The following is an 18,946-nucleotide window of genomic DNA, read 5'->3' as shown; positions in this document are numbered from 1 at the left end:
TGTGGGATGGCAATCGAAATGGGCCGGACTATAGGCCGACCGCCCGGCGCCGGGAAAGAGGCGTCGCTAGCGCTCCAGCACTGTCACGCCATCGTCGCTGCCGAGGATGGCCTGCGACGCCAGGCCGACGAACAGCCCCGTCTCCACCACACCGGTGATCCGCTTCAAGCTTGCCTGCAGGCCGGCCGCATCGGCAATGGCCGCAAAGCGGCAATCGGCGACGAAGTTGCCGCCATCGGTGACGAATGCCTTGCCGTCCACGCGCCGGAGTTCGGCATGGCAGCCCAAGGCCGCGAGGCGTTCGATCGCAATCTCGCAGCCGAACGGCACGACTTCCACCGGCAGCGGCGTCGCGGGCCCCAGCTGCTGTACCCGCTTGGTGTGATCGGCGACCACGATCATCCGGGTACTCGCTTCCGCCACGATCTTCTCGCGCAGCATGGCGCCGCCCAGGCCCTTGATCAGGTTCAGCGAGCCTTCCTCGATCTGGTCGGCGCCGTCGATGGTGAGGTCGATCCGGCGATGCCGCGCGAAATCGGTGAGCGGCACGCCGACCTCGCGCGCCAGCGCCGCGGTTCGTTCGGAAGAGGGAATGCCGACGACGTCGAGTCCTTGCGCGACGCGCCGGCCGATGAGCGCGATCGCGATGCTCGCCGTGGACCCGCTGCCCAGGCCCAGCACCATCTTGCTCTCGACCGCCGCCACGGCACGGATTGCGGCGTTGCGTTTGGCGGCGTCGAGCGCCGGATCGATCCGCTTCACGCCGCTCCCACCGCGGGGCCGCCACCCAGGGATTCAGCGCGCCTTGCGATCTCGCGCAGGATCGCGGCGACGATGGCATCGGGCGCGGGCGCGATATCGACCTTGATCGGCTGCTCGTCCCGCGTCGGCTCCTCGAGCTGCTGGAACTGGCTGTCGAGCAGGCTGGGGGGCATGAAATGATCCTGCCGCGCCGCCAGCCGCCCGCGGATCAGGTCGTAGCTGCCGCGCAGGAAGACCAGGGCGACCCGGTCCCGCGGGATGCCGTCGAACAGGATGTCGCGATACTTGCGCTTCAACGCCGAGCAGCCGATCACGCCGGATTCGTCGTCGGCCACCAGGAGCTCGATCCTCTGCGCGATCCGCGCCAGCCAGGGCATGCGGTCGCGGTCGTCGAGCGGCTGGCCGCTCTTCATCTTGGCGATCGCGTCCGGCGCGTGAAAATCGTCAGCATCGAAATAGGAACAGCCGAGATTCTCGGCGAGCAGCTTGCCGACCGTGCTCTTGCCCGACCCGGACACGCCCATCAGCACGACGACGATCGGATCGCCACTCTCCGGGTTCAAAGGCATCCTCTGAGATCATTCCGCCCGCGCCAGTTCCTGGGGCGCGGGCGGACTATAGCATCCCTAGGACGGCGCGCGCATCCGGTTGGTGTCGTCGGCGGCTTCGCTGTCGGTGCTTCGGAAATGGCTCGGCGGCACACCCATCACGCGCTTGAAGGCGCGGCTGAACGAGGCCTCCGAATCATAGCCGAGGCGCTGCGCGACCACGCCGATCCGTGCCTTGTCGCGGCTCAGCCACTGCCGCGCGTGGTGCATCCGCACCTGCGCCACATAGCGCGCCGGCGTCTCGCCGACCACGCGGGTGAAGCGCTCGGCGAAGGCGGAGCGCGAGCCGCGCATGGTCTTCGCCAGCGTCTCCATGGTCCAGTCGGCGCTGGGATTGAGATGGATCGCGGCCAGCACGCGGCCGATATCGGGATCGCGCGCCGCGGCGATCCAGCCGCTGGCATCGCCGCAGCCGCGCTCGACCCAGGTGCGAATGAGGCTGGCCGCGACGACATCGGCCAGCCGCGCCAGGATTCCGCCGGCACCGACCCGGTCCATCGCCACCTCGCAGCCCATGGTCTTCAGGAGATCCGGGATCCCCGGCTCGTTGACCGTCGCCTGGTGCACCTGCATCAGTTCCGGCATCAGGCGGAGGAGGGGATGCAGCCGGTCGATGTTGAAGGTCATGCTGCCGCTGAACAGGAGAGTCTCGTCCCCCGGTCGGCCACCACCGCCGCCGCCGCTGGTCTCGAAGATGTTCTCGCAGACCTTCTGGAAGGCGCAGCGGCAGAAGGGCATCGTCTCCGCGTTCGGCGCGCTGGCCAGCGCATGCCCGGCGCCGCGCGGCAGCAGCATCGCATCGCCCGGCTCGAAGCGGATCCATTCCTTCTCCGGGGTCAGCAGCCAGCAGCCGCTGCCCGAGACGAAGTGAAAGCGCGCCGCCTCCTGGGCCGGAAAGCTCAGGCCCCAGGGCGCCTGCATCCGGAACCGGCCGTATTCCACCCCGTCCAGGCGCAGCCCGCGCAGCATCTCGCTCAGGGGGTCGCCGCCCGGCTCTGCCCGATCTTTGGACGATTTGTCAAACATTGCGGTAAATCTAGCATGGAAAATCCGGATTGCCAGGGGCAAGTGTTAACGGCAGCCAACCCTGGAGCAAATGCATGTCCGAATCCCTGGCCGTGGCGGAAGCCCAACCCGACTCCCCCGCCCTCGACGTCGAGCTTTCGATCTCGCCCGCCTGGGCCGGCGTGCTGTCGCTGGCGATGGGCGTGTTCGGCCTGGTGACCGCCGAGTTCCTGCCGGCGAGCCTGTTGACCCCGATCGCCGCCGATCTCGGCGTCAGCAACGGCGCCGCCGGGCAGACCGTCACCGCGACCGCGGTGATCGGCACCTTCGCCGGCATCTTCATGCCGATCCTGACCCGCAACCTCGACCGCCGCCTGGTGATGTGGTCGCTGACCGCGCTGCTGATCGCTTCCAGCCTACTCGCGGCCCTGGCCACCAATCTCACCATGCTGCTGGGGGCGCGGCTGTTGCTCGGCATCGGCATCGGCGGCTTCTGGTCGATGATGGCGGCCATTGCCATGCGCCTGGTGCCGGAGCGCCTGCTGCCCCGGGCGCTTTCCATCGTCTTCACCGGCGTTTCGGTCGCCACCGTGAGCGCCGCGCCGATCGGCGCCTATCTCGGCGATCTCCTCGGCTGGCGCGCGGTCTTCGGAATCGCCGCCGCGATCGGGGCGCTCACGCTGCTCACGCAGGTGCTGAGCCTCCCGAGCCTGCCGCCGCAGGCCAAGCCCAACCTGCGGACCCTGGTTGCCTTGCTGCGCCGGCCCAGCATCCGCCTGGTGCTCGCCACTATCCTGATCTCGATCTCCGGCCATTTCGCCGGCTTCACCTATGTGCGGCCCTATCTCGAGCAGGTGCCGGCGCTCTCGATCGGAATCATCTCGCTGGTGCTGCTCGCTTACGGCGTCGGCGGCTTCTTCGGCAACCTGGTCGGCGGCGCGATCACCGCGCGCAGCGCGCAAGCCTCGGTGATTGCCGGCGCCTTCACCATAGCGGTCACCTCCTTCGTGCTGGTCGCCTTCGGCGCCACGCCCTGGATCGCGGCCGTGGGCGTGGCGTTCTGGGGCCTCGCCTTCGGCGCGATCCCGGTCGGCGTACAGACCTGGATCGTCAAGGCGGCACCGGACCAGCCGGAAGGCGCCAGTGGCTTGATCGTCGCTGCTTTCCAGATCGCGATCGCCAGCGGTGCCGTGCTCGGCGGCTTGCTGGTGGACGGCTTCGGCCCCACCGGCGTCATCGGCTATTGCGGCTTTGCGACGCTGCTGGGCGCGGCGCTGGTCCTCGCCTTCGGCCGCAAGCCGGCGACCGCCTGAGGAGACTCAGCGCGACGGCCTGGCAGCACGTGCCGCCGGCGCCAAGACCTCGGCCATGGCGATCGCCGCCCGCAGCCGGTCGCGCCACAGCAGCGCGGCGGCTGTGGCGGCGAGCAGCAGCGTGCCGGCGGCCAGCCCGCGCTCCATCGGCGACAGGTTCGCCAGCGCATGCAGAGCGAGATAGAGCAGCACCGCGGCATGGCCGAGCGCGTACCAGGTGAGGGTGAGCGGTCCGTCTTCATTCTGCATTTCGTCCTCCTCGGGAATGTCCATGATCTGGCGCGCGGAAGCGATGAGCGCGGGGTGAGGGAGATCCTTCTCCATGATTGCTGCTTCAATCCCTCGGCCGGAGGTCGTCCGCCGGCGGGGTGAGGGTGCGATCGAGCCAGGCCTGGATCGGGTCGACGCTGGCGAGCTCGTGGTCGAGCAGTCCCTCATTCGCTTCCATGATCGGGCGCGGCGCCGGTGCCGGCGGCTGGGCGCGGGCTACGGCGGCCATGAGGTCGTGCTTGGCGGCTTCATGCCCGGCGGCGAGGTCGAGGGGCAGCGACCGCTCGCGCAGGTCGTCGAAGCTCGCGCTCAGGATTGCAACACTGATGCAAAGGGTGAAGGCGGCGAGAAAGGGGAAGATGTTCATCGGGGGCGCTCCTCCGCTGTGACGATGAAACCTAACCGCGGCCACGCCGACGCAGCCATTGCACGCGGGGACGGCGGCATCATCAATGAGGGCAAGCGACCCTATACTTGAGTATAGTCTGCGCTTCCGAAACCGTGGGCAGGGGACACATTGATTGCTGCGCGACTTTCGCTTGGTATAAATTGAAACTCATGTCGATCGACCTCAACGGATCCCCTGCGTCAGATAGAACGAGCGTCCCATCGGATCCGGTCCCGTCGCACCGGGCCTGGGCCTGGAGCGCGGCGATTCTCGCGGTCGCCATCTTCGCGGTCGATACCTTCACCCCGCTCGACACCGCGGTCGCGGTCTTCTACGTGATCGTGATCCATCTTGCCGCTGGCGCCGCGCGCCGCGCGGTCCTGGTGAAGACCGCTTTGGGCTGCGCCATCCTGACCGTTTTGAGCTACGTCATCGTCCACGGCGATCATGAGCCCGGCCCGCCGCTGATCCGCTGCATCGTCAGCCTCTCGGCGATCGGCATCACCAGCGCGCTCGCCTTGCGCAACCATGCCATCGAGGTCACTTTGCGCGAGCAGGCCGACCTGCTCGAGCTGACCCATGACGCGATCTTCGTCCGCGATATGAAGGACACCATCACCTACTGGAACCGGGGCGCGGAGGTGGTCTATGGCTGGCCGCGCGAAGAGGCGATCGGCCGGCGTGCCACCGACCTGCTGCAGACCCGCTTCCCCATTGCGCCGGAAGAGATCCGTGCCGCGCTGCTGCTGGAGGGAGCCTGGGAGGGCGAACTCATCCACACGGCGATGAGCGGCAAGCGCGTGGTGGCGGCCAGCCGTTGGGCCCTGCAGCGCGACAAGGAGGGCAAACCGCTCGGCGTGCTCGAGAACAACACCGATGTAACCGCCGCCACCGCTGCGCGCGAGGAGCTGCACCAGGCGCAGTCAGCGCTGGCGCATGCCGGGCGGGTGTCGACCTTGGGCGAGCTCAGCGCCTCGATCGCCCATGAAGTGAACCAGCCGCTGGCCGCGATCATCACCAACGGGGAGGCGGCCTTGCGCTGGTTGGCGCGGCCGGTGCCCGATCTTGGCGAGGCGCGGGATGCGTTGAGGCGCGTGATCCAGGACGGCGAACGCGCCAGCGAGGTGATCCGCCGCATTCGCGCGCTCTCGCGCAAGAGCGAGCAGAACATCGCGGTGCTCGACCTGAACGCTCTCATCGATGAATCCATCGCCCTGGTCGAGCGCGAGATCGCCGGGCGGGGGGTGACGCTCAGTCTCGATCTTGAGCAGGGCCTGCCGCTGGTCCAGGCCGATCGCATCCAGCTTCAGCAGGTCCTGATCAATCTGGTGCTGAACGCGCTCCAGGCGATGGATGCCGTAGCGCCGGAGACGCGGCAGCTTGCCTTGCGCTCCTTCACAGACGAGAGCGGGAATCCATGTCTTGCCGTGGTGGACAGCGGTCCCGGCTTCGATGCGGAGACGGCGGACCGGCTGTTCAGCGCCTTCTTCACCACCAAGGCTTCCGGTATGGGCCTGGGCCTGTCGATTTGCCGCTCGATCGTCGAGGCGAGCGGGGGGCGCATCTGGGCCACTCGAAATGACGGCGCCGGCGCCACGTTCCACGTGCTGCTCGCCGGTCAGGCTGTTTCTTGAAGGGAGATTCGAACCCCATGATCACCGGCAACGCACCCGCGCCGCCCCGCTCTGGCGCCGCCAAGCCTGACGAGCCCTGCATCTACATCGTCGACGACGACCCGTCGGTGCGCGACGCCCTGTCGAGCCTGTTCCGCTCGGTGGGCTACAAGGTGCAGCTGTTTGGCGCGACCCAGGAGTTTATCGAGGCGAAGCGCGGCGACGGACATTCCTGCCTGGTGCTCGACATTCGTCTGCCGGGGGCGAGCGGCCTCGAACTCCAGAATCATCTCAACCGCGAGCAGATCCCGATCCCGGTCATCTTCATGACCGGCCATGGCGACATTCCGATGTCGGTGCGCGCGATGAAGGCGGGCGCTATCGATTTCCTGGCCAAGCCGTTCCGCGATCAGGACATGCTGGATGCGGTGGCCAACGCCCTCGAGGCCGATCGCAAGCGCCGCGCCAGCGACGATTCAATGGCCGCGGTCCGGGCTGCCTTCGAGACCCTTACCGTCCGCGAGCGGGAGATCATGGGATTCGTCACCGCCGGCCTGATGAACAAGCAGGTCGCCCACAATCTGGGTTTGAGCGAAATCACCGTGAAGATCCACCGCGCCAGCGTGATGCGGAAGATGGGGTGCCAGTCCCTGGCCGACCTGGTGCGCATGGCTTCGCTGCTGGGCCTCGACACGAAGAAGAGCTAGCCGCGACACAGCAGCGCTGCAATTCCCGCAATCTAAACCTCCGTATAATAGGAGCGGCGGTCAGGCTTCGCCATCTTGTCCCGAACAGAGCAACCGCCGCGCCGCGCATTGAAACCGGCTTCGAGACATATCTTGGCAAGTGAACCCAAATTGACCACCGTCCCCGTGGTCGCCATCATCGACGACGACGCTTCGGTGCGGACCGCGACCGCCAGTCTGGTGCGCTCGCTCGGCTATGCCGCGCAGAGCTATGCCTCCGCGGAGCTGTTCCTGCTCTCCGGCGACGTCCTGCGGGTCGACTGCATCGTGAGCGACGTGCAAATGCCGGCCGGCATGAGCGGCCTCGATCTGCAGCAGCGTCTGATTGATGCCGGCATCAAGGTGCCGACCGTCTTCATCACCGCTTTCCCCGAGGCGCATGTGCGCGCACGCGCGGAGACCGGCGGCGCGATCGGCTTTCTCGCCAAGCCATTCGACGGCCGCGACCTGGTGAAGCTGCTGAACGACGTCGTCGAATCCCAGCGGGCGACCCCATGCACCGAGCGCATACTCTGAGGGTCAGGCGAGACAGCCCCGAAACTTTCCGATTCACTCCGAATAATCTCGGGCAAAGTATGAATCGGGTTTGCCGCGTTGCGCTTCCGGTGTGATTCGGAGGAACACCCGCTATCAAGCGCGCTTACATGTCGCACTGCCTCGGCGGCGCAGCGGGCGCTGCCGTCGCGAAATCCTTGCTTGGAGCCAGACATGACGCGCGCGACCTCCGGCACCTGTTTCAGTTTCATCGCCCTGTTGATGCTGGCGCTCGGTATCGCCGCACAGCCGGCCCAGGCGACATCGGTCGGCCTGATCGCCACCGGCGATGCCTATGCCGACACGATCAGCTCGAGCGGTCCGACCTTCAACGCGGAGTACGACTTCCAGCTCGACGGCAGTGGCGGCGGCGTCACGGTGCTGGCCACCGCCTTCGGCCAGACCTCGCCCACCACCGGGGTCGATCTGCTGGAGCTGGCCTTGTACGACTCCGCGAGCAACCTCATCGCGCAGGCCTCCGGCTCGCCGATCGCCTTCTTCGATTCCTTCGCCCAGTCGGGTATGGCGCTCGGTGCCGGCAGCTATCTGCTGACGGTCTTCGGCCAGGTTACCGCGGGCAAGCAGGCCTTCGTCGCGATCTCGATCGCGGCCAATGCCGCGCAGACGCCGATCCCGGCGGCGGGCCTGTTGCTGCTGACCGGCCTCGGCGCCCTGGGCGGCCTTGCAGCCCGGCGTCGCGCCAAAGCCGCCGCTGCCTGATCCCGATCTCTCTCTCGTTGCCTCCAGTGGCTCGGGCGGCGACGCCCGGGCCTTTTTCCGCGCTGTCCCGCCGCGAAAAGTTCCGCGGGTTAAGCACGATTCCGTGTATTTACCCTCGGAACGGCGGTAGGGCCTTCCGGTTTATCAGCCCATCACCGCCGGCTGTCGGGATGAACAGTCAATTCATCAGCTGAAACTCCGAGGAGGAGCAGGATCATGCGCACCAAGATTCATGCCGTTTCCGTGATGACGTCGGCTGCTGCCCTGGTCGCGATGGGCCTGATGGCCGCGCCGGCCTCGGCCAACGATGCCCAGGACAAGGTGATCTCGACCTTTTGCGACAACAACATCGAGTCCCAAGACTGCAACGACTGGCGCTACAACCGCGCCGGCTGGAGCCCGCAGCAGTATCAGAGCTTCTATTTGAAGTATCAGTCCGACCCGGCCTTCCAGTCGGCCGAGGCGGAGGCCGCGTTCGGCCTGCCGGTCGGTTCCTCGGCCTCGACCAACGACGTCGATCCGGGCACCGCGCCGGTCAACGACAAGCTCGGCACCGCCAACATCGCCGTGCCGGTGAGCCCGAGCTCGGGCACCCCGGGCGCCAGCCCGTCTGTCGGCGGCACCGGCGGCACGGTCACCAGCACCCCGACCGGCAACGTGGTGAACACGGTGCCGGAGGTGATCGGCGATAGCCCGACACATGTCCAGGACTGCATGGCGACCTACAAGTCCTACGACCCGGCCAGCGACACCTACATGGGTCTCAGCGGCGAACGCCAGAAGTGCAAGCTGTGATCTGAGCCGATGCCGTGAATGCCGCGGGGCCGGGATAAAAATCCCGGCCCCGTTCGCTTGACCGTCCTTTCGCGACACGCGTGCGTTGTGCCATATCGGTCGATCCGCCGAGCGATGAGGAGGCTGCGATGCACGACTGGAAACTCCCTTGGGACGGGGCCTGCCGCTGCGGCCGGGTCAAGCTGCGCGTCAGCGCGCCGCCGGCCATCACCGGCGCCTGCCATTGCACCGGCTGCCAGCGGATGAGCGCCTCCGCCTTCTCGCTCTCGGTCGCGATCCCGGCCGAGGGCTTTGCGGTGACCGAAGGCGAGCCGGTGATCGGCGGGCTGCATGGCGCCACCCGGCACTATTTCTGCCCGCATTGCCTGAGCTGGATGTTCACCCGTCCCGAGGGCATGGACTTCTTCGTGAACCTGCGGTCGACTATGCTCGACGGCGATCTGCCGGCGAAGCTTGCGCCTTTCGTCGAGACCTTCGCCGCGGAGAAGCTCCCCTTCGCCGCGACCGGCGCGAAGCATTCCTTCGCCACCCTGCCGCCGATGGAAGCCTGGGAGGGATTGATGCGGGAATATGCCGCTGGCGCGGCGCAAACCTGAATCCGCCCGTGGAAATCGCGGGCCGAGACCGACCGGCAAGGATTTCCACCCGACCAGGACCTCCCGGGGTGGTGATTTTGCAAGGCCGAACCGGCACTAGGCCCCTGGGAAATCAGAGGCTTGTCCCGGGATTCCGCATCATCGGCCAACGATCGCGCTTAGGTAGATATTCAACAATAATTAAGACTGGATTATCATAGTGCCGCTGTGATTTGGCGGGGTGATGACGCCGGCGGGGGCGCCCGGCGGATGCGCCCCCATGGGGATGCATACTCCGCTATGTCCATCCGCACGTTCCTGACCCTGGTGATCGCCGTCATGGGCTTGGCTCTGCTCGCCGTGGCGGGGATTCGCAGCGTCTCGGACGCGGCGCGCAGCAACCGCGCCGACGACGTCGTGGCCCTGGCCGATATCGGCCAGTCGCTGCTCCCGACCTTGATCTCGGCGCGGATCGAGCGCCGCACACTTGTCGTTGCCTCGATGGCTACCGCGCCGGCCGCCGAGGCTTCGTGGCAGCGCCTTTCCGTGCACCGGCCGATCACTGACGCGAAGGTCGCCGAGAGCATCGCCGCCTTGCGCGCCTCCGCCCTGCCGGATGCCGCCATCCTGGCGGACCGTCTGGCCGCGGCCCATGACCGCAACGTGGCACTCCGCCCGGCGATCGATGCCGCGCTGCGGCTACCGCTCAAGCAGCGCGACGCCAACCTGCTCGCGCGCTACAGCGACGACTCGCTGGACTATGTCCGCGCCATCAGCGCCGCCGCCGACGCGGTGGAGCAGGCGACCACTTTGTTCGATCCCGAGATTGACCGCCTGATCTCGCTCAACCGTTCGGCCGCGGCGGCGCGCTACTATTCCAGCCTGATCACGCTCAGGATGGAGAGTGCGATCGCCTTCAAGCTGCCCTGGCGCGCCAAGGACATCATCGAGGCCGCCGAGGACCGCGGCCGCGCCGATCTGGCCTGGCGGTTGGTCTTCAGCGTCGGCGCCGATTCCGGCGTGCCGACGCCGCTGGTCAAGGCGATCGAGGCCGCCAAGGCGGCGCGCAGCGGTCCCGATGCCCAGCGCCAGGCCGCGGTCATCGCCGCCCTGCAATCGGGGCGCCCGAGCGACATCTCGGTCTCGGAACTGCAGGAACTCAACACTGGCCTCCTCGATCCGTTGGACAATGTGCTGAAGGAATCCATGACCGAGATGGTGGCGCAGGCCAAGCGCTACCAGCACGACGCCAAGGTGAGCTTCGCCATCACCGTCGCGCTCATTCTGGTCATCCTCTGCATGACCGGCTTCGGCATCGCGGTCGTGCACCAGCGCGTCAGCCTGCCGATCCGGCGCATCACCCGGCAGATGTCGCGGCTGCAGGAGCCGGACGGCAGCGGGACCCCGGAAGTCGAGGCCGCGCGCGAGGACGAGTTCGCGATCCAGGACACGGGCCGCAACGACGAAATCGGCGAGATGGCGCGGGCGCTGATCGTGTTCCGCCGCCAGGTCGAGGAGCACGGCCGCCGGCTGCAGGAACACGAGATGCGGCAGTTCCTGGAGACGCTGATCGACGCCATGCCGGTCAGCATCACCTTTAAAGACACCGATCTCAGATACCGCTACGCCAACCGCTCGCGCCGCCACGCGATCGGCGCCGTGATCAGCGAGGGCGATCCCGATCCCAAGCTGGTCGGCCGGCGCCTCTCGGAAGTGGTGCCGGGCGAAGCCAGCGACCGGGTCGAGGCCGCCGACCGCGAGCTGCTGGCGACGGGCGTGGCGCAGCAGTTCGAGCAGGCCCGCACCGGCCCGGACGGCAAGCCGGCGATCATCTGGTCCTTGAAGACGCCGTTCCGCGACGCCGAGGGCAACATCACCGGAATCATCACCTGCGGCGTCGACATCACGCGGCTGAAGCAGATCGAAGCCGAGCTGGTGGCGCAGCGCGAGAAGGCCGAGGCCGGCAACCGCGCCAAGATCGCCTTCCTCGGCAGCATGAGCCATGAGCTTCGCACGCCGCTGAACGCGATCATCGGCTTCGCCGACATGCTGTCGAAGGGCTATTTCGGCGCGCTGGTCAACAAGCAGCAGGAATACGTCGCCGACATCCGCCGCTCCGGCGAGCACCTGCTGAAGATGGTCAACGACCTGCTGGATCTCTCCAACCTCGAGATCGGCCGCCAGGTGCTCGACATCGGCGCCTGCAACTTCGACAGCGTCGCGGTCGCGGCCCTGAGCATGGTGCAGCCGCAGGCCGAGCAGTCGCAGATCCAGCTCGACTTCCAGCCGACCGGCGTTATGGTCCGCGCCGACGAGCGCGCGCTGACCCAGATCCTGGTGAACCTGCTGGGCAACGCGATCAAGTTCAGCCCGCGCGGCGGCCGTATCGCGTTGCGCGCCCACCGCAGCCCGGAAGGCATCCGCATCCAGGTCGAGGATGCCGGCTATGGCATGACCGAGCTGCAGCGCAGCAGCGCGCTCGCCGCGAACCTGACCGCGCCGCCGACCCAGGCCGATCCCTACAAGGCGCGGCCCAAGGGCGGCGCCGGCCTCGGCCTCGCGATCTGCCGCCGCCTGATCGAGCAGCACAACGGCACGCTCGAGATCGAAAGCCAGAGCGGCCAGGGCTCGACCGTCAACGTCGTGCTGCCGGCCGCGTAGCCTTTGCCCCATCCGGACTCCCTCGCACGCCGGTCGCTGCCGATCCTCGGCTGGCTCGCATCCTATCGGCGCGATTGGCTGATACCGGACATCCTGGCGAGCCTTGCCGTCTGGGCGGTGATGGTGCCGGAGGGCATGGCCTATGCCGGCATCGTCGGGGTGCCGCCCATCATGGGGCTCTACACCATCGTTCCGCCGCTGCTGGCCTATGCCCTGCTCGGCACCTCGCGCCGGCTGGTGGTCGGGCCGGATACCGCGACCGGTCTCATCTCGGCGCTGACGGTGGGCGCCATCGCGGCGCAGGGCACGGCGGAGTTCAACGCGCTGACCTCGACGCTCGCGGTCCTGATCGGCGGCTTCTTCCTGCTGTTCGGCATGCTCCGCATGGGCTGGGTTGCGGCCTTCGTGCCAACGCCGGTGATGCGGGGATTCATCGAGGGCCTGGTCTGCGTCACCATCATCGGCCAGGTGCCGCATCTGCTGGGCATCGAGGCTGCCAGCGGCAACTTCTTCCAGAAGCTCTGGCACGTGCTGCAGCACCTCACCGATGCTTCGTTCGGCCCGGTGCTCACCGGCCTGCTGAGCCTGGCGGCGATGCAGCTGCTGCGCCGCCTGCTGCCGCGCGTGCCGCGCGTGCCCGCGGCGCTGGTGGTCGCGGTGGGCGCCACCATCCTGGTCGGCTTGTTCGGCGGCGAGGCTGCCGGGGTCAGCGTGGTCGGTCCGCTGCCGTCCGGCCTGCCGCAGTTGACGCTTCCCGTGCTGGATCTGGCGGTGCTGCGGGAGCTGGTGCCCGGCGCGCTGGCCATCGTGCTGGTCGGCTATGCCGAGGCGCTGGGCGCGGCCAAGGCCGCCGCAACCGAGGGCGGCGGCGACATCGATCCCAACCAGGAGCTGGTCGCGCATGGGCCCGCCAATATCCTGAGCGGTCTGTTCGGCGGCTTCCTGGTGGTCGGCAGCCTCTCCAAGACCTCGGTCGCCATGAGTGCCGGGGCCCGCACCCAGCTCGCCAACGTGTTCGCGGCGATCTTGTGCTTCCTCACCCTGATCCTGCTGACGCCGCTGTTCCGCGGGCTGCCCCACCCGACGCTGGCCGCGATCGTCATCGCCGCCATGCTGCATCTCTCCAAGCCACGCTATCTGCGCGACCTCTTCGCCCGCAACCGCTGGGAGTTCGGCCTCACCGTCGTGGTGATCGCGGGCGAGCTGACGCTGGGCGTGCTTCAGGGCATTACCCTGGGCGTGCTGCTGGCGCTGATGGTGGTGATCTACCGCACCACGCATCCCCGCGGCGCGGTGCTGGGGCAGGTGCCGGGCAGCGAGGCCTATCGCGACGTGGCGCTTCACCCCGATGCGCGCACCTTCCCGGGGTTGCTGATCTGGCGCGCGGGCGGCGACCTGTTCTTCGCCAGCGTCGGTCACGTCGCGCTGGGATTGAAATCGGCGCTGGCCGACAGCCACCCCGCCGCAAGACGCGTCCTGCTGGACGCGGGCTCGGTGAATTTCATCGACACCAGCGCCTGCGACGCGCTGCTCGCCCTCATCAAGGAGCAGCAGGCGCAGGGCGTCAGCTTCGCCTTCGCCCGCGTCCGCGACCCGGTGCGCGAGCGGATGCGGCTCGCCGGCATTGAGGCTCTCGTCGGCGCCGACCGATTCTACGAACGCGTGACGGACGGGGTGCGGGCATGGCTCCGCAGTGAAAGCGGCGAGGCCGCGTCCGCCGGCAAGGATTGAGCCCGGGCTGCCGCATGCCGAGGGTGGAGGATGCGCAGGGAGCGCCGGTTGCTATTGCAGCCGCTTTTTCAGGCGCGGCACCGCGAAATCCAGGAAGGCGCGCAGCTTCATCGGCACCACCCGGCCGCCGGCATAGACCAGGCTGAGCGGCATCGGCTCCGGCTCGAACTCGCGCAGGATGGTGACCAGGCGGCCCTGCCGCTCGGCCTCGGCGACCTGGTAGCAGAAGACCTTGGTCAGCCCCGCGCCGGCCAAGGCGGCCTCGATGCTGGCCTCTGCCGTCGTCACCACAAGGCGCCGGCGCACCGGTACCATTCGGGTAGCGCCGTCGATGCGGAAGGGCCAGGCATCCGGCGCCGGCAGGCGGCTGCGCATGATGCAGTCGTGGCCCGCGAGCTCCTCAGGGTGGCGCGGCGTGCCGTGGGTGGATAGATAGGCCGGGCTGGCACAGATGACCGGACGGATTGTCGCGATGCGCGCCGCCATCATGCTGCTGTCGGGCAATGGGCTGATGCGGACCGCGAGGTCCACCTGGTCCTCGCCCAGGTTGACGATCTGGTCGTCGAGCAGCAGCCGCACGTCGACCTCCGGATATTGTCTCAGGAATTCGACCACCACCGGCACCACATGCAGCCGGCCGAACACGATGGGCGCGGTCACCACGAGTTCGCCGCGCGGCGCGCGATACTCGCCGGAGGCGGCACGCTCCGCCTCGCCCAGATCCTCTAGCAGGCGCCGGCCGGATTCGTAGAACACCTGGCCGCTCTGGGTCAGCGTGATCTTGCGCGTCGATCGGTTGATCAGGCTGGCCTTCAGGAAGTCCTCAAGCTCCGACACCTTGCGGCTCACCGTGGCGAGCGGCATGCCCAGCTTGCGCGCGGCGGCGGAGAAGCCGCCGGCCTCCACAACCGCGACGAAGGCGGAGATCGATTCAAAGCGGTCCATGTTCTCTCGAAAAATGGAAGGATGAGTTCCATAAATGGCATGTAGTAGCGAAAAACGGAACAAACTAAATGCTCGGGACCGGCCCAATCCCCGCCGGGCACGCAAAGGAGCATTCCATGTCCCGAATCCCGACACCCGCCAACCTCGAGGCCGCACCGGCGGCGGCCCAGGGCGCCCTGGCGGCGGTCAAGCAGCAGCTCGGCGTCCTGCCCAACCTGTTCCTGGTGGTGGCGAACAGCCCGGCCGCACTCGACGGCTATCTCGGCCTGAACGGCGCTTTGGCCAAGGGCAGTCTCGACGCCCGGACGCGCGAGCGCATTGCACTGGCCATCGCCGAGTTCAACCGCTGCGCCTACTGCCTCTCCGCCCACACCTATCTCGGCAAGAATCTGGCGAAGCTGGATGAGGTCGAGATCGCGGCCAACCGCAGCGGCCGCTCCAACGACGCCAAGGCCGACGCCGCGGTTCAGTTCGCGGTGAAGATTGCCGCGTCGCGCGGCCATGTTGCCGATACCGATCTGGCCGCGGTGCGGCAGGCCGGCTACGACGCCGGCCAGATCATCGAGATCGTGCTCCATGTCGCGCTCAACACCCTCACCAACTACGTGAACGAGGTTGCCGGCACGACGGTCGATTTCCCGCTCGTCGCACCGGCGCGCGACGCCGCCTGAGACCGGCGCTCGCCGCGCATCCATCACCCCCGGGCACCGTCCCTTCATTCCGTCAAGGAGCTTCCATGTCACGCACGCTGCACGCCGCGGGCCTCGGGACGCTGCTCGGGTCCATGCAGGCCCTGTCGCCAGCCCAGGCCGAGCCCACCACCTTTCATCACGCCGAGGTGCAGGGCCTCGACATCTTCTATCGTGAGGCCGGCCCGAAATCGGCGCCGACCGTCCTGCTGCTGCACGGCTTTCCGTCATCGTCGCACATGTTCCGCGATCTCATCCCGGTTCTGGCGCAGCGCTATCACGTGATCGCACCGGATTATCCCGGCTTCGGCTATTCGAGCACGCCCGGTGTCGATCAGTTCCAGTACACGTTCGCCAATCTCGCCACCGTCATGGACTCGTTCGCCGCGCAGCTCGGGCTGCAAAGCTATGTCATCTACATGCAGGACTACGGCGGACCGATCGGCATGCGCCTGGCGCTGAAACACCCGGAGAAGGTGCGCGGCTTCGTGGTGCAGAACGCCGTCGTCAATGTCGAAGGCTGGCACCAGGAAGTGGTGGCAAGCTTCCTGCCGGCTTGGCAGAGCCGCACCCCCGAGACGGAGAAGCCGCTGCGCGCGGCCTTCAACGCCGAGGCCACAAAATTCCAGTACACCCACGGTGAGTCACGCGCCGACCGGGTCAATCCCGATGCCTGGACCTTCGACCAGGCGCTGCTGGACCGGCCGGGCAACGATCGGATCCAAGTTGAGCTGCTCTACCAGTACCAGGACAACGTTGCGCAATACCCGATGTGGCAGGAATACCTGAAGGCCACTCAGCCGCCGATGCTGGTGGTGTGGGGCGACAACGACCCGTTCTTCACGACAGCGGGCCGTGATTTCTTCAAGACCCTGGTGCCGGGCGCCGAGATCCACGGCTATGACGCCGGGCATTTCGCGCTGGAGACGCATCTGCCGGAGATCTCCGCCGCGATGCTCACCTTCCTCGATCGCCTGAAGCTCGAGAATTGAGGGGGGACACGCCATGCAGAGGGCAATGATCCAGGCCGCGTTCGGGATGTGCCTCGGCCTCGCCGCGCCGGCAACGGAAGCCGCGGCCGCCACGGATATGAAACAGGGTTTCCTCCCGCTCGACTTGGCCATGGAAGCCGCTGCCGAGGGCATCCGGGTATGCGAGGCTCACGGCTGGCACGTCACCGTCACGGTGGTCGATGCCGGCGGCAACATCAAGCTGCAGGCCAAGGGAGACCGCAGCACGATCCACACCAAGGATGCGAGCTTCCGCAAGGCCTATACCGTTGTGACAATGGGGCCGATCTTCGGCTTCGACGTGCTGGGCGACTGGGTCGAGCAGTTGAAGACCAATCCCTTTGCCGCGACCTATGCCACCTTGCCGAACCTGTTCCTGCTTCCCGGCGCGGTCGGCGTGAAGATGGACGGCGAGATGGTCGCGGCCATCGGTATCGGCGGCGCGCCTGGGGGTGCCAATGATGAGATCTGCGCCAAGGCGGCATTGGCCAAAATCGCCGACCGGCTGAACTAGGCTTCGCCACGCGGCAGATGCCGTTGACCGGTTCCTTCGGGATCGGGCCATGGGAAAAGGGCCGGGAGTTCCCTCCCGGCCCTGCCTGGCGTCGGCGCTGGTGAAGCGCGGCGCCGTTATGCCATCGCCGCCTCCAGGCTCGGATAGTCGATATAGCCCTTGGCGTCGCCGCCGTAGAAGGTGGCGCGGTCGGCCTTGGCGAGCGGCGCGTTCTGCTTGAAGCGCGCTGGCAGGTCGGGGTTGGAGATGAACAGCGTCGCGAAGGCGATGAGATCGGCGTTGCCGGTCTTCAGCTGCGTTTCCGCTTCCGCCGCCGAGCCGTAGCCGGCCGCGGAGATGATGGGGTTGCGGAACAGCGGGCGGAAGAAGTCGGCGTCGATCGGGCCGCCGGGCACGTCGTCGCCGGGGCCGGCGCGGGTCACGTGCAGGTAGGCGAGGTTGAAGCGCTCCAGCGCCTTGGCCGCATGGCCGAAGATCGCGCGCGGGTTGCTGTCATACATGTCGTTGAAGTTGGTGTTGGGCGACAGCCGCACCCCGACGCGCTCGCCGCCCCAGACGCCGACCACCGCCTCGGTCACCTCGATCAGGAAACGCGCGCGGTTCTCGACCGAGCCGCCGTATTGATCGGTGCGATGATTGGTGCCGTCGCGCAGGAACTGGTCGATCAGGTAGCCGTTCGCGCCGTGGAGCTCGACGCCGTCGAAGCCGGCCTGCTTCGCATTCTCGGCACCCTTGCGGAAATCCTCGACGATAGCGGCAATCTCATGCGTCTCGAGCGCCCGCGGCGTCACATAGGGCGTCATCTTGTAGTCGATGGTCATGCTCTCGCCCTTGGGCGCGATCGCCGAGGGCGCCACCGGGAGCGCGTTGTTCTCCTGCAGGGTCGGGTTGGAGATCCGGCCGACATGCCAGAGCTGCAGGAAGATCCGGCCGCCGGCCTTGTGCACGGCGTCGGTCACCTTCTTCCAGCCCTCGACCTGCGCTTGCGTGTAGATGCCCGGCGTGTGGACATAGCCGATGCCCTGGGGCGAGACCTGGGTCGCCTCCGTCACGATCAGGCCGGCCGAGGCGCGCTGGGTGTAATAGGTCGCCGCCATGCCCGAGGGGACGAAGCCCGCCTTGGCCCGGCTGCGAGTCATGGGCGCCATCACAATCCGGTTCGCGAGGGTATAGGGGCCGACTTTCACGGGGTCGAACAGCATGCGCATATTCCTTTGGTTTTCAGAAGGTTGGCATCGAGAGGGTGAGGCTTGGAAATCGTTAAGTAAGTGATTACATACTTCTGGAACAGGCAATTTCAAGCCCTGATCGTCGAAGCCGCGTGATATTTCGAGAGCCATGAGCACGAACGCCGAAACCGACATTCTGGATGACGAGGCCGAGAGCGGCTGCCCCAAGCAGGCCGATGGCGAGCCGTGCCTGGTCGCGCGCCGCCGCGACAAGGAGGCGACCAAGCAGGCGCTGCTCAAGGCCGCGGTCGCCGTCTTCGCGGAGCGCGGTTTCGACGGCGCCACGACCAAGGAGGTCGCGACGCGGGCCGGCGTCAACGAAGGGCTGATCCAGCGCTATTTTGGCGGCAAGGCCGGGCTGTTGCAGGCGATCGTCGGCAACATGTGCGGCGAGCGGCTGACCGCCTGCCGCGCCGCGCCACCCAGCGACAGCCTGAAGGCCGAGATCGCCACTGTGCTCAGGCACGAGATCCTGCAGGCCGACGCCAACCGCGATTTTCTCCGCGTGTTCATCTCGCGGGCGCTGGTCGATCCCGACCTCGCCGCCAGTCTGAAGGCGCATTACAAGGAGAGCCGGATGCCGCATCTGGTGCACCGGCTGCAGCATTTCCGCGACAACGGCACGCTCGACCCTGCGGTCGATCTGGCGCAGCTTGCCGCCACCATCACCACTTTCGCCTTCGGCCTGGGCTTCATGCAGCAGGTGGTGCTCTCCGAGGACCCCAAGGTGCTCGAAGGCATGATCGACGGCATTGCCGAGACCATCGTGCGCGGGACGGCGGCGAAGTAGCCGCGCGCCTACGCACCCCCACCCCGGCCCCCCCCCGATTCGGGGGAG

Annotated in this window: 20 protein-coding genes; 13 read left to right on the top strand and 7 right to left on the bottom strand. The window is 67.4% G+C overall.

Annotated features, from left to right (window positions below):
- Nucleotides 1–66: 66 nt before the first annotated feature.
- From rpiA to ACYQ4T_RS25305, 3 genes are read right to left on the bottom strand one after another with little or no spacing between them, the layout of a single operon-like run.
- Complete coding sequence (gene rpiA / locus ACYQ4T_RS25315; RefSeq protein WP_459859408.1) at nt 67–762, bottom strand: ribose-5-phosphate isomerase RpiA; 696 nt, start codon at nt 760–762, stop codon at nt 67–69.
- Nucleotides 759–1,331 carry a gluconokinase gene (locus ACYQ4T_RS25310; RefSeq protein WP_459859407.1) on the bottom strand — a complete coding sequence of 191 codons (573 nt, stop codon included), beginning with the start codon at nt 1,329–1,331 and terminating at the stop codon, nt 759–761. Before ACYQ4T_RS25310 ends, rpiA begins: the two co-directional genes overlap by 4 nt.
- 57 nt (nt 1,332–1,388) lie before the next feature.
- Nucleotides 1,389–2,396, bottom strand: a complete 1,008-nt coding sequence (locus tag ACYQ4T_RS25305; protein WP_459859406.1) for an AraC family transcriptional regulator — start codon at nt 2,394–2,396, stop codon at nt 1,389–1,391.
- Nucleotides 2,397–2,470: 74 nt separating this feature from the next.
- On the opposite strand from ACYQ4T_RS25305, the gene ACYQ4T_RS25300 reads away from it, so the two are divergent.
- Entirely contained in the window at nt 2,471–3,688 is a 1,218-nt protein-coding gene (locus ACYQ4T_RS25300) for an MFS transporter (protein WP_459859405.1), read from the top strand.
- 6 nt (nt 3,689–3,694) lie between these two features.
- On the opposite strand, the gene ACYQ4T_RS25295 is transcribed toward ACYQ4T_RS25300, so the two are convergent.
- Both ACYQ4T_RS25295 and ACYQ4T_RS25290 read right to left on the bottom strand, forming a co-directional pair.
- Nucleotides 3,695–3,937, bottom strand: a complete 243-nt coding sequence (locus ACYQ4T_RS25295) for a hypothetical protein (protein ID WP_459859404.1) — start codon at nt 3,935–3,937, stop codon at nt 3,695–3,697.
- Between the two features lie 85 nt (nt 3,938–4,022).
- A complete protein-coding gene (locus ACYQ4T_RS25290) occupies nt 4,023–4,325 on the bottom strand; it encodes a hypothetical protein (RefSeq protein ID WP_459859403.1) in 303 nt (100 codons plus the stop codon).
- Nucleotides 4,326–4,516: 191 nt separating this feature from the next.
- Here ACYQ4T_RS25290 and ACYQ4T_RS25285 point away from each other — a divergent pair, with 191 nt between their 5' ends.
- From ACYQ4T_RS25285 to ACYQ4T_RS25250, 8 genes are all read left to right on the top strand, one after another.
- The gene (locus ACYQ4T_RS25285; RefSeq protein WP_459859402.1) at nt 4,517–5,980 is read left to right on the top strand and encodes a PAS domain-containing sensor histidine kinase; all 1,464 of its coding nucleotides are present in this window, start codon (nt 4,517–4,519) and stop codon (nt 5,978–5,980) included.
- Between the two features lie 17 nt (nt 5,981–5,997).
- Nucleotides 5,998–6,666, top strand: coding sequence for a response regulator transcription factor (locus ACYQ4T_RS25280; protein WP_459859401.1), 669 nt, complete (start codon nt 5,998–6,000; stop codon nt 6,664–6,666).
- Between the two features lie 150 nt (nt 6,667–6,816).
- A complete protein-coding gene (locus ACYQ4T_RS25275) occupies nt 6,817–7,221 on the top strand; it encodes a response regulator transcription factor (RefSeq protein ID WP_459859400.1) in 405 nt (134 codons plus the stop codon).
- A 192-nt stretch (nt 7,222–7,413) separates the two neighbouring features.
- Entirely contained in the window at nt 7,414–7,959 is a 546-nt protein-coding gene (locus tag ACYQ4T_RS25270) for an FxDxF family PEP-CTERM protein (protein WP_459859399.1), read from the top strand.
- 216 nt (nt 7,960–8,175) lie between these two features.
- Nucleotides 8,176–8,754 (top strand): BA14K family protein, encoded by a 579-nt coding sequence (locus ACYQ4T_RS25265; protein WP_459859398.1) that lies wholly within the window; start codon nt 8,176–8,178, stop codon nt 8,752–8,754.
- Nucleotides 8,755–8,882: 128 nt separating this feature from the next.
- Nucleotides 8,883–9,350, top strand: coding sequence for a GFA family protein (locus ACYQ4T_RS25260; RefSeq protein ID WP_459859397.1), 468 nt, complete (start codon nt 8,883–8,885; stop codon nt 9,348–9,350).
- Between the two features lie 279 nt (nt 9,351–9,629).
- Complete coding sequence (locus ACYQ4T_RS25255) at nt 9,630–11,990, top strand: sensor histidine kinase (RefSeq protein ID WP_459859396.1); 2,361 nt, start codon at nt 9,630–9,632, stop codon at nt 11,988–11,990.
- Nucleotides 11,991–11,993: 3 nt separating this feature from the next.
- Nucleotides 11,994–13,721: a SulP family inorganic anion transporter gene (locus tag ACYQ4T_RS25250; RefSeq protein WP_459859395.1), complete on the top strand. Its 1,728-nt coding sequence runs from the start codon at nt 11,994–11,996 to the stop codon at nt 13,719–13,721.
- A 51-nt stretch (nt 13,722–13,772) separates the two neighbouring features.
- Here ACYQ4T_RS25250 and ACYQ4T_RS25245 read toward each other — a convergent pair whose 3' ends face one another.
- A complete protein-coding gene (locus tag ACYQ4T_RS25245; protein ID WP_459859394.1) occupies nt 13,773–14,666 on the bottom strand; it encodes a LysR family transcriptional regulator in 894 nt (297 codons plus the stop codon).
- A 116-nt stretch (nt 14,667–14,782) separates the two neighbouring features.
- On the opposite strand from ACYQ4T_RS25245, the gene ACYQ4T_RS25240 reads away from it, so the two are divergent.
- The 3 genes from ACYQ4T_RS25240 (at nt 14,783) to ACYQ4T_RS25230 (ending at nt 16,879) form a co-directional block, all read left to right on the top strand.
- Entirely contained in the window at nt 14,783–15,337 is a 555-nt protein-coding gene (locus ACYQ4T_RS25240) for a carboxymuconolactone decarboxylase family protein (RefSeq protein WP_459859393.1), read from the top strand.
- Between the two features lie 65 nt (nt 15,338–15,402).
- Nucleotides 15,403–16,347, top strand: coding sequence for an alpha/beta fold hydrolase (locus tag ACYQ4T_RS25235; RefSeq protein ID WP_459859392.1), 945 nt, complete (start codon nt 15,403–15,405; stop codon nt 16,345–16,347).
- Nucleotides 16,348–16,360: 13 nt separating this feature from the next.
- Nucleotides 16,361–16,879, top strand: coding sequence for a GlcG/HbpS family heme-binding protein (locus tag ACYQ4T_RS25230; RefSeq protein WP_459859391.1), 519 nt, complete (start codon nt 16,361–16,363; stop codon nt 16,877–16,879).
- A 116-nt stretch (nt 16,880–16,995) separates the two neighbouring features.
- Here ACYQ4T_RS25230 and ACYQ4T_RS25225 read toward each other — a convergent pair whose 3' ends face one another.
- Nucleotides 16,996–18,081, bottom strand: coding sequence for an alkene reductase (locus ACYQ4T_RS25225; RefSeq protein WP_459859390.1), 1,086 nt, complete (start codon nt 18,079–18,081; stop codon nt 16,996–16,998).
- Between the two features lie 136 nt (nt 18,082–18,217).
- On the opposite strand from ACYQ4T_RS25225, the gene ACYQ4T_RS25220 reads away from it, so the two are divergent.
- On the top strand, nt 18,218–18,898 hold the full coding sequence (locus ACYQ4T_RS25220) for a TetR/AcrR family transcriptional regulator (protein WP_459859389.1): 681 nt from the start codon (nt 18,218–18,220) through the stop codon (nt 18,896–18,898).
- Nucleotides 18,899–18,946: the final 48 nt, after the last annotated feature.

The sequence above is a fragment of the Dongia sp. agr-C8 genome, assembly GCF_054658695.1.
This window is presented reverse-complemented; position numbering and strand designations above follow the sequence as displayed.

Bases quoted from the DNA above. Each gene is read 5' to 3' on its own strand.
- ACYQ4T_RS25300 (WP_459859405.1), top strand. From the start codon at position 2,471: ATGTCCGAATCCCTGGCCGTGGCGGAAGCCCAACCCGACTCCCCCGCC.
- ACYQ4T_RS25295 (WP_459859404.1), bottom strand. From the start codon at position 3,937: ATGCAGAATGAAGACGGACCGCTCACCCTCACCTGGTACGCGCTCGGC.
- ACYQ4T_RS25220 (WP_459859389.1), top strand. From the start codon at position 18,218: ATGAGCACGAACGCCGAAACCGACATTCTGGATGACGAGGCCGAGAGC.
- ACYQ4T_RS25285 (WP_459859402.1), top strand. From the start codon at position 4,517: ATGTCGATCGACCTCAACGGATCCCCTGCGTCAGATAGAACGAGCGTC.
- ACYQ4T_RS25280 (WP_459859401.1), top strand. From the start codon at position 5,998: ATGATCACCGGCAACGCACCCGCGCCGCCCCGCTCTGGCGCCGCCAAG.
- ACYQ4T_RS25305 (WP_459859406.1), bottom strand. From the start codon at position 2,396: ATGTTTGACAAATCGTCCAAAGATCGGGCAGAGCCGGGCGGCGACCCC.
- ACYQ4T_RS25235 (WP_459859392.1), top strand. From the start codon at position 15,403: ATGTCACGCACGCTGCACGCCGCGGGCCTCGGGACGCTGCTCGGGTCC.
- ACYQ4T_RS25225 (WP_459859390.1), bottom strand. From the start codon at position 18,081: ATGCTGTTCGACCCCGTGAAAGTCGGCCCCTATACCCTCGCGAACCGG.
- ACYQ4T_RS25230 (WP_459859391.1), top strand. From the start codon at position 16,361: ATGCAGAGGGCAATGATCCAGGCCGCGTTCGGGATGTGCCTCGGCCTC.
- ACYQ4T_RS25255 (WP_459859396.1), top strand. From the start codon at position 9,630: ATGTCCATCCGCACGTTCCTGACCCTGGTGATCGCCGTCATGGGCTTG.
- ACYQ4T_RS25265 (WP_459859398.1), top strand. From the start codon at position 8,176: ATGCGCACCAAGATTCATGCCGTTTCCGTGATGACGTCGGCTGCTGCC.
- ACYQ4T_RS25245 (WP_459859394.1), bottom strand. From the start codon at position 14,666: ATGGACCGCTTTGAATCGATCTCCGCCTTCGTCGCGGTTGTGGAGGCC.
- ACYQ4T_RS25270 (WP_459859399.1), top strand. From the start codon at position 7,414: ATGACGCGCGCGACCTCCGGCACCTGTTTCAGTTTCATCGCCCTGTTG.
- ACYQ4T_RS25310 (WP_459859407.1), bottom strand. From the start codon at position 1,331: ATGCCTTTGAACCCGGAGAGTGGCGATCCGATCGTCGTCGTGCTGATG.
- ACYQ4T_RS25260 (WP_459859397.1), top strand. From the start codon at position 8,883: ATGCACGACTGGAAACTCCCTTGGGACGGGGCCTGCCGCTGCGGCCGG.
- ACYQ4T_RS25240 (WP_459859393.1), top strand. From the start codon at position 14,783: ATGTCCCGAATCCCGACACCCGCCAACCTCGAGGCCGCACCGGCGGCG.
- ACYQ4T_RS25290 (WP_459859403.1), bottom strand. From the start codon at position 4,325: ATGAACATCTTCCCCTTTCTCGCCGCCTTCACCCTTTGCATCAGTGTT.